This window comes from Vibrio injensis (genome assembly GCF_001895205.1).
Classification (GTDB): domain Bacteria; phylum Pseudomonadota; class Gammaproteobacteria; order Enterobacterales; family Vibrionaceae; genus Vibrio; species Vibrio injensis.
The window spans coordinates 276,034-284,813 of sequence record NZ_BDJF01000025.1 but is presented as its reverse complement, the minus strand read 5'-3'; the positions used below and the strand labels follow the sequence as shown (position 1 = coordinate 284,813).

Genomic DNA, 8,780 nt, shown 5'->3' with positions numbered 1-8,780 from the left:
CTCCGCCACTGATAAAGAATCCCTAGCAGCAATGCTGGGGATTTTTTTATGAGCCGCACTGAGCAATAACGAGAAGTTGTCCTCGTGATTTTGTGTCTATTATTCAGAAAGCTTTAATCAAATTCCAATAAAAAGGTCGAATACTCTCGACCTTTTTACTTTTTCACATGTGCATGGCACCTAGCACCGAGTCGCGACTTTATCGATTAATGCCTTTTTCTCTCTTTCAGACAAGAAGGCAAGTGTTACGCCATTCTTCTGCGCCTGATAAATTTGTTCGTTGCTTAGTCCGGCTTGAGGAGCAGCGACGTGATATTCGTGAGGAAGCTCTATTCCCTCTACTGCTGGATCGTCGGTGTTAAGACAGGCTAAGATACCATGGTTTAAAAAGCGTTTAATTGGATGTTTTTCTAAGCTTTCAACGGTACTGGTTTGAATATTCGAAGTGAGACAAGATTCAATGCCAATTTTATGTTTTGCAAGATAATCCATTAGATTAGGATCGTGAATAGCTTTTACACCATGGCCAATACGTATCGCGCCTAGTTCTTTGATCGCCTGCCACATACTTTCAGGGCCTGCCGCTTCTCCAGCGTGAACCGTGACATGTAACCCCGCATCTTTGACTTGTTTAAAATGCTGGACGAATCGTTCTCCAGGCTGTCCCAGTTCATCTCCTGCAAGATCGACAGCGACAATATGCTCTTTTTGGCTAAGAATCGCTTCTAATTCTTTATGGCATGCTTCAGTTCCAAAAGTTCGGCTCATTATCCCAATCAGATTAGCTTGAACTCCAAAGTCGCGAACACCCGCTTTTACACCATCTACGACTGCTTCTACTACACCGGCAATGGGTAGATTGTGTTTCATCGCCATATAGTAAGGTGAAAAACGTAATTCCGCATAATCAATTTGAGCATGTAAAACATCCTCTACATTTTCATAGGCGACTCTACGACAAGCATCTAAATCGCCTAGTACTGCTACTCCCCAATCTAATTTGGATAAAAATGCAACCAGTGAAGGCTCTGCTTCAACAATTTGGACATAAGGTGTTAAACCCTCCACCGTATTCGCTGGCAAGGGGACATTAAATTTACGGCCTAAGTCGAGGATGGTTTGAGTACGTATGTTGCCATCTAAGTGGCGATGTAAATCTGTAAGAGGGAAGTTTTTGGTTATCATGGCATTTTTCCAGGTCATAGTATCAATCAAGTATAAAAACCAAACGCATGTCTGTCAGCAATACCAGCTCGGGAATCTGCACAATTCGTTTTTATTTTGTTCTTGTTTACTGAACGTGTTGATTGTTTACAAATAAAGTTCTTTTAATTTACGTGTTAAGGTATTACGCCCCCAACCTAAGACTTTGGCTGCATCTTGCTTATGGCCATGGGTATGATCTAACGCCACTTCTAATAATATGCGCTCAAATTCTGGTTGTGCATGTGCTAGAAGGTCTGTCTCTCCAGCCGCTAAGGCGCTTCTTGCCCACATTTCAAGCTGATCTTGCCAATGGAGATCCTTTGTTGTCTCTACGACTTTATGTTGCTCAAGAAGCTCTGGTGGAAAGTCACTTGGTAATACTTCACTACCGCTTGCCATTACTGTCAACCATCGACACATATTTTCTAGTTGTCTGACGTTACCTGGCCAATCTAATCGGTTAAGAATTTCAATACTCTTAGGGTGTAATGTTTTTATTTCTACACTGAGCTCTTCGGCAGCTAATGCTAAGAAGTGTTTAGTTAGTTTTTCAATATCTTGTCGTCGCTCGCGCAAAGCTGGGATTTGAATTCGGATAACATTGAGGCGATGAAATAGGTCTTCACGAAATTTTCCCTGTTGGACTAATTTTTCTAAATGCTGATGGGTTGCCGCTACTATTCGGACATCAACTTTTAAAGCTGAGTGTCCGCCAACACGATAGAATTGCCCATCAGAAAGGACTCTTAATAATCGTGTTTGTATATCAAGTGGCATGTCACCGATTTCGTCAAGAAAGAGCGTTCCTCCATTGGCTTGTTCAAAGCGACCTTGACGGACATTGTTTGCTCCAGTGAATGCGCCTTTTTCGTGTCCAAACAGTTCTGATTCAATTAAATCCTTCGGAATCGCAGCCATATTAAGTGCGATAAATGGTTTCTGTGCTCTAGGGCTATGACGGTGTAAAGCATGGGCAACCAGCTCTTTACCAGTTCCTGACTCACCATTGATGAGAACTGAAATTGAGGAACGGGAAAGTCGGCCAATTGCTCGAAACACCTCCTGCATTGCAGGGGCTTCGCCAATAATTTCAGGCGCTCTATAGGTTGAGATGGTTTGCTGTACTTGAGTGGTGCGCTGTTCTTGGCCGTGTGCAATTGCTCGTTCAACTAAAGTGACCGCTTCATCGACGTCAAAAGGTTTGGCAAGGTATTCAAAAGCGCCTTTTTGATACGCATTCACTGCGGCATCCAAATCTGAATGGGCAGTCATGATGATGACCGGTAATTCTGGTGTCCGAGAGTGGATTTGGTTAAGTAGTTCAATCCCGTCCATTCCAGGCATACGAATATCCGAGATAAGTGCATCCGGCGTTTCTCTTTCTAAAGCCATTAAGACACTTTCTGCATCAGAAAAGGTTTCACATTTTATATTGGCAGCAGCTAAGGTTTTTTCTAGAACCCAGCGAATTGAGCTATCATCATCAACCACCCAGACGTATCCTTTGCTCATGTTTGTTCTCCTTTTTTATTTGACCGGATCCTGATCAGGTTAAATAGGTAAATAAATCGTAAATGCGGTACGTCCTGGCCAGCTTTCGACGTCAATCTTTCCATTATGCTGATCGATCAGGTTTTGTGAGATGGACAGTCCTAATCCCGTTCCTCCTTCTCGACCACTGACCATGGGATAAAATAGAGTATCTTGCAGTTCAGGTGGTATGCCTGGCCCATTATCGATGATTTCAATCCGCGCGACTAACTTGTGGCGATGACCATGAATATTCGCTTGATGTACGGTTCTGGTGCGAAGCGTAATCATTCCATGAGGTTGATGAGTGAGAATTTGTGCAGCATTACTAACAATATTCAGTAATGCCTGTTCAATTTGATCGGTATCCATCAGTAGCTCTGGTAGGCTCGGGTCATAATCTCGTTCAATAATGATTGAGTGGCTGACTTCTAATTCGATTAATTGCCTTACTTTTTCTAGAATAACATGCAAATTTTCATGTGTTTTTTTGCCTGGTTTCTGAGGACCAAGCAGCCTATCGACTAATGTTCTTAAACGATCGGCTTGTTCAATAATGATTTGCGTATACTCGGTTAATTCACGATTTGGCAGCATTCTTTCGAGTAGTTGCGCTGCGCCGCGTAATCCTCCCAATGGATTTTTAATTTCATGAGCCAAACTTCGGACTAGCAATTTGGCTGCTTGTTGTTGGGCATGTTGATTGAGCTCTTGTGTTAAACGCCGCTGCTGACCAATCTTTCTCATCTCAACCAATAACAAGAGTTCTTTTTGCCATGAAAAAGGACTGACGGTGACTTCCAACATCAGTGGCTTACCATCTACAACAAACGTGACGTCACTATCGGTGATGCTTTGTCCGCTTTGTAGTGGTTGAGTTAATAAAGCGAGATCAAGAGAGGCATGTTGTACCAGTGTGGACAATGATTGATGAAGAATGCGTTTAGCACTTTGTGAGAAGAGCTGCTCTGCGGCTGAGTTTGCATAGCGGACAGATAAGTTCTCATCAAGTAATAATGTCGCGGTGACGAGATTATTTAGTATCGCTTCACTTCGATCTAGATTCACAGCAGCATCCTATTAGCCATTAATTTGTTGCACCACTTTGGTGCGAAGGATGGTTCAGTATGGCGCAACGGAATAAAAAGCAAAAGCTTAAATAAAAGCGAGAGTATTTATTTATGATGACTACCAAGGTACAGCGATATTGGCTGATTTGGTTTTGTCATCCTTTCACATCAATAAAGCATGATATATCAATATGCTACGGTTATTTGTTCAGTGAATAACTCGCACAATGACTGACTAATGTCGCCTGGCTTGATGTAAATAAACCGTTACAGGAACGGTTGATGCAATAACCTTGCCGTTTTCAATTGCTTGAATCATCAAACGATGTTCACCTCGATCGATATTTTTTAACTCCCAATAATTTTGCGTATTAGGTGCGCCATAGACTTGGTTATTAAGCATCAGTTGTAGGTGCTGATCGGTTGTCAAAGGGCGGCTTAATTCAACGACAACTTTAATACGTCCTTGGTTATCACGAATCGTTTGTTGATCAAGTGGCGAGATTATCTGTAGTCCTAAGGCTGGCAACTGGGAGCTGCTAGGTTGAGAGGCTTTGTTTGGTAGGGTTTCATCAACTGGTATTGCTTCACTAAATTGAGGCTCGGGAGCAGGATGATCGTCGACTGATAAGGTAATTAATTGAGCATGTGGACTCTGAGCAAAATCACTAAAATGAACTATCCCGTGTTCATCTTCCCAAACGTATACCGTTTGTGCATGGCTAGTGATTGACAGTACTACGCTGTAGATAAGTAAACACACGATAAATATAGGATTCATTTTTACCTCTATTATTTTGCGGCTTCTTTGCTCGGAAGTGGTGCAATGGCATTAATGATCACCTCTTTTAGTGCTAAGTCTGACGATTATGCTCCTGCTTGATGAGATACTAACGATGTTAAGGTCAATGGAGGGAAAGCCAAATAAACAAAAGGCCCGCCTGCGAGGCGAGCCTAGAATTACGTTGCAAAATAAGCGTAGATTTACATTCGGTGCTGATTACACCGAATAATACAGTTCAAACTCAAGTGGATGAACGGCCATGTTAACACGCTCAACATCTTTTGATTTCAGTGTGATATAAGAATTAATGAAATCATCAGAGAATACGCCTCCTGCAGTGAGGAACTCACGATCTTCGTCGAGAGCTTTTAGTGCGACTTCCAAAGATTCAGCAACTTTTGGGATCTCCGCCGCTTCTTCTGCGGGTAAATCATATAAATCCTTGTCCATTGCTTCACCAGGATGGATTTTATTTTTAATGCCATCTAGGCCTGCCATAAGCAGAGCTGCAAACGCAAGATATGGGTTAGCTGCTGGATCTGGGAAGCGAGCTTCGATACGACGTGCTTTCGGACTTGGTACGACAGGGATACGGATCGATGCCGAACGGTTACGCGCTGAATAAGCTAGCATCACCGGTGCTTCAAACCCTGGGACAAGGCGTTTGTACGAGTTAGTTGATGGGTTCGCGAAAGCATTAATCGCGCGAGCGTGTTTGATAATGCCGCCGATATAATACAGAGCAAGATCAGAAAGACCGCCGTATTTATCACCAGCAAATAGATTGACGCCATCTTTCGCTAGCGATTGGTGTACGTGCATGCCTGATCCATTATCACCAACTAAAGGTTTCGGCATAAAGGTCGCGGTTTTGCCAAATGCGTGTGCAACGTTATGCACCACGTATTTGTAAATTTGGATCTCATCTGCTTTTGTGGTGAGCGTGTTAAAGCGAGTCGCGATTTCGTTTTGACCAGCGGTTGCCACTTCATGATGGTGCGCTTCAACGACTAAGCCCATTTCTTCCATGATCAAACACATCGCAGAACGGATATCTTGTGATGAGTCTACTGGAGCAACTGGGAAATAGCCGCCTTTTACGCCTGGACGGTGACCTTTATTACCACCTTCAATTTCTGCGCCAGTGTTCCAAGCTGCTTCGATATCATCAATTTTGAATGAGGCACCAGACATGCTGTTGGTGTATTTTACGTCATCAAAAAGGAAGAACTCTGGCTCTGGACCGACAAGAACCGTATCAGCAATACCGGTTGAGCGCATATAGTCTTCGGCACGTTTCGCAATAGAACGTGGATCGCGGTCATAACCTTGCATCGTGGCTGGTTCAAGAATATCACAGCGAATATTGAGAGTGACATCATCGGTGAATGGGTCAAGAACGGCACTGGATGCATCAGGCATCATCACCATGTCAGATTCATTGATTCCTTTCCAGCCAGCAACAGATGAACCATCGAACATCTTACCTTCTTCGAAGAAGTCTGCGTCGATTTGGTGAGCAGGAATAGAGATATGTTGCTCTTTGCCTTTTGTATCGGTAAAGCGTAAGTCAACAAACTTAACTTCGTTTTCTTGGATCAGCGATAGTACGTTTTCTACTGACATCTTGGATAACCTCCAGTGTTAAATAAAGCGGTTTGGGCTCGAATCAAAATGAAATCAGCACAGATTAATGGTTTCTCATCAAGCTTAATCCGTACTGTATTTATATAAGCGATATTCGTGCCAGTTTTTATTGTCCATAAAATCAATTGTTTATGTTTTATTGGGTGAAAGTGGTGCGTCATGTTGCACCAAAAAAGCCATAAGATGCACCAAGTTGGTGCGACGTGTTGGATGGCTCACTCAACGACTAAAAACACGCGTTCATTCAGCCGATTATTCATGGCTTTGTCAATCTGCATTTCTTCGTTGCTATGGGTTTGAATTAAGTGAGAGTGAGGGCTAGGATGTAATAGGACAATATTGGGCGTGATAGATCACATTTTTCTAGGTTTTTCGCCAAAATCTGGTACATTATTGACCATTTTTTTAACGAAAATTTTGGCTACGTTTGTGCACTCCCGTAGAAACGAGCTATCTGTGTAAAATAAGTGAAGCAAAACTCCATGGCTACTCCACAAATTGAAAAACTAAGAAACATCGCGATCATCGCGCACGTTGACCACGGCAAAACGACCTTGGTGGATAAACTACTCCAGCAGTCGGGAACCTTAGAGTCTCGCGGTGACGCTGAAGAGCGAGTCATGGACTCGAACGATATTGAAAAAGAACGTGGTATTACGATTCTTGCTAAAAATACCGCGATCAATTGGCATGATTACCGAATTAACATCGTAGATACCCCAGGACACGCCGATTTCGGCGGTGAAGTTGAGCGTATTATGTCGATGGTTGATTGTGTTTGCTTGATTGTCGATGCCGTTGATGGTCCTATGCCACAAACTCGTTTTGTGACTCAAAAAGCTTTTGCTCATGGTTTAAAGCCGATTGTCGTTATCAATAAAATTGACCGTCCTGGTGCTCGTCCTGACTGGGTAATGGATCAAGTATTTGACTTGTTTGATAACCTTGGAGCCAGTGATGAGCAGCTAGATTTCCAAGTGGTTTATGCTTCAGCTTTGAATGGTTGGGCTACCTTAGAAGAAGGTGTTATTGGTGAAAACATGGAACCATTGTTCCAAGCAATCGTCGATAATGTAGAGCCTCCACAAGTGGACCTTGCTGGTCCATTACAGATGCAAATTTCACAACTTGATTATAGCTCGTACGTTGGCGTTATCGGTGTAGGCCGTGTGACTCGTGGTAGCGTAAAAGCTAACCAACAAGTAACCGTTATTTCTGCGGATGGTAAAAAGCGTAACGGTAAAGTGGGTACGGTACTTGGGTATCTTGGCCTACAACGTACAGAAACAGAGCTTGCCACTGCGGGTGATATCGTCGCGGTAACGGGATTGGGTGAGCTGAAAATCTCCGATACCATTTGTGATGTTAACGCCGTTGAAGCGTTACCACCATTGAGTGTTGATGAACCAACCGTAACCATGACTTTCCAAGTCAATACCTCTCCTTTTGCCGGGAAAGAAGGTAAATTCGTTACTTCACGTAATATTCTTGAGCGTCTTGAGAAAGAGTTAGTGCATAACGTAGCTCTGCGTGTAGAACAAACGGATGATCCAGATAAATTCCGTGTTTCTGGTCGTGGTGAATTACACCTCTCTATCTTGATTGAAAACATGCGTCGTGAAGGTTTTGAATTAGCCGTTTCACGTCCAGAAGTTATTCTTAAAGAAGAGAATGGTCAGTTAATGGAACCGTTTGAGACGGTGACTATCGACGTGATGGAAGAGCATCAAGGCGGGATTATGGAGAAAATTGGTCTACGTAAAGGCGAGATGAAAGATATGTCGCCAGACGGTAAAGGCCGAGTTCGTTTAGACTTTGTGATGCCTTCTCGTGGTCTAATTGGTTTCCAAACTGAGTTTATGACATTAACGTCAGGTTCAGGTTTGCTTTATCATACGTTTGATCATTATGGCCCTCATAAAGGCGGTGATATTGGCCAGCGAGTGAACGGCGTACTGATTTCGAATGCGACAGGTAAGGCGTTAACTTACGCACTGTTTAACTTGCAAGAGCGTGGTCGTCTGTTTACTGAGCATGCTGATGAAGTCTATGAAGGTCAGGTGATCGGTATCCATAATCGTTCTAATGACTTAACGGTAAACTGTCTAAAAGGCAAACAGCTGACCAACGTACGTGCTTCTGGTACGGATGAAGCGCAGGTGTTGACGCCAGCGATTAAATTTACTCTTGAGCAGGCGCTTGAGTTCATTGATGACGATGAACTCGTAGAAGTGACGCCAAAGAGTATTCGTATTCGTAAAAAACATCTAACCGAAAACGAGCGTAAACGTGCTTCTCGTGGCTAATTAATCGTCATTGACAGCAATAAAAACCCTTATCCTGTAAAGGCTAAGGGTTTTTTTATACGTCCTGTTTGCTTGGTTTGAGAGTTTATCGTCCTCAACGGAGTTTGCCGTGTTGGATGATACGTTTAAGCATATCCTGACATAATATGTGGTAATGGTGGTGAGGTAATGGTATTCATTTTTCAGTACACTAGATTATCGAACAGGACCAACTAGGAGTCACATTTTGGCATTAGA

The 8,780-nt window shown here is 43.0% G+C and carries 6 protein-coding genes; 1 reads left to right on the top strand and 5 read right to left on the bottom strand.

Going from position 1 to position 8,780, the window contains the following annotated elements; translation table 11 throughout:
• Positions 1-180: 180 nt before the first annotated feature.
• From add to glnA, 5 genes are all read right to left on the bottom strand, one after another.
• Complete coding sequence (add, locus tag BSR11_RS12120) at positions 181-1,185, bottom strand: adenosine deaminase (protein ID WP_072670621.1); 1,005 nt, start codon at positions 1,183-1,185, stop codon at positions 181-183.
• 126 nt (positions 1,186-1,311) lie between these two features.
• Complete coding sequence (glnG, locus tag BSR11_RS12115; protein ID WP_072670610.1) at positions 1,312-2,718, bottom strand: nitrogen regulation protein NR(I); 1,407 nt, start codon at positions 2,716-2,718, stop codon at positions 1,312-1,314.
• A 39-nt stretch (positions 2,719-2,757) separates the two neighbouring features.
• Positions 2,758-3,804, bottom strand: a complete 1,047-nt coding sequence (gene glnL / locus BSR11_RS12110) for a nitrogen regulation protein NR(II) (protein WP_072670609.1) — start codon at positions 3,802-3,804, stop codon at positions 2,758-2,760.
• Between the two features lie 237 nt (positions 3,805-4,041).
• A complete protein-coding gene (locus BSR11_RS12105; RefSeq protein ID WP_072670608.1) occupies positions 4,042-4,587 on the bottom strand; it encodes a DUF4124 domain-containing protein in 546 nt (181 codons plus the stop codon).
• 219 nt (positions 4,588-4,806) lie between these two features.
• Positions 4,807-6,216 carry a glutamate--ammonia ligase gene (gene glnA / locus BSR11_RS12100; protein WP_072670607.1) on the bottom strand — a complete coding sequence of 470 codons (1,410 nt, stop codon included), beginning with the start codon at positions 6,214-6,216 and terminating at the stop codon, positions 4,807-4,809.
• Between the two features lie 503 nt (positions 6,217-6,719).
• Here glnA and typA point away from each other — a divergent pair.
• Complete coding sequence (gene typA, locus BSR11_RS12095) at positions 6,720-8,543, top strand: translational GTPase TypA (RefSeq protein WP_072670606.1); 1,824 nt, start codon at positions 6,720-6,722, stop codon at positions 8,541-8,543.
• Positions 8,544-8,780 lie beyond the last annotated feature (237 nt).

Bases quoted from the DNA above. Each gene is read 5' to 3' on its own strand.
- add (WP_072670621.1), bottom strand. From the start codon at position 1,185: ATGATAACCAAAAACTTCCCTCTTACAGATTTACATCGCCACTTAGAT.
- glnG (WP_072670610.1), bottom strand. From the start codon at position 2,718: ATGAGCAAAGGATACGTCTGGGTGGTTGATGATGATAGCTCAATTCGC.
- BSR11_RS12105 (WP_072670608.1), bottom strand. From the start codon at position 4,587: ATGAATCCTATATTTATCGTGTGTTTACTTATCTACAGCGTAGTACTG.
- glnA (WP_072670607.1), bottom strand. From the start codon at position 6,216: ATGTCAGTAGAAAACGTACTATCGCTGATCCAAGAAAACGAAGTTAAG.
- typA (WP_072670606.1), top strand. From the start codon at position 6,720: ATGGCTACTCCACAAATTGAAAAACTAAGAAACATCGCGATCATCGCG.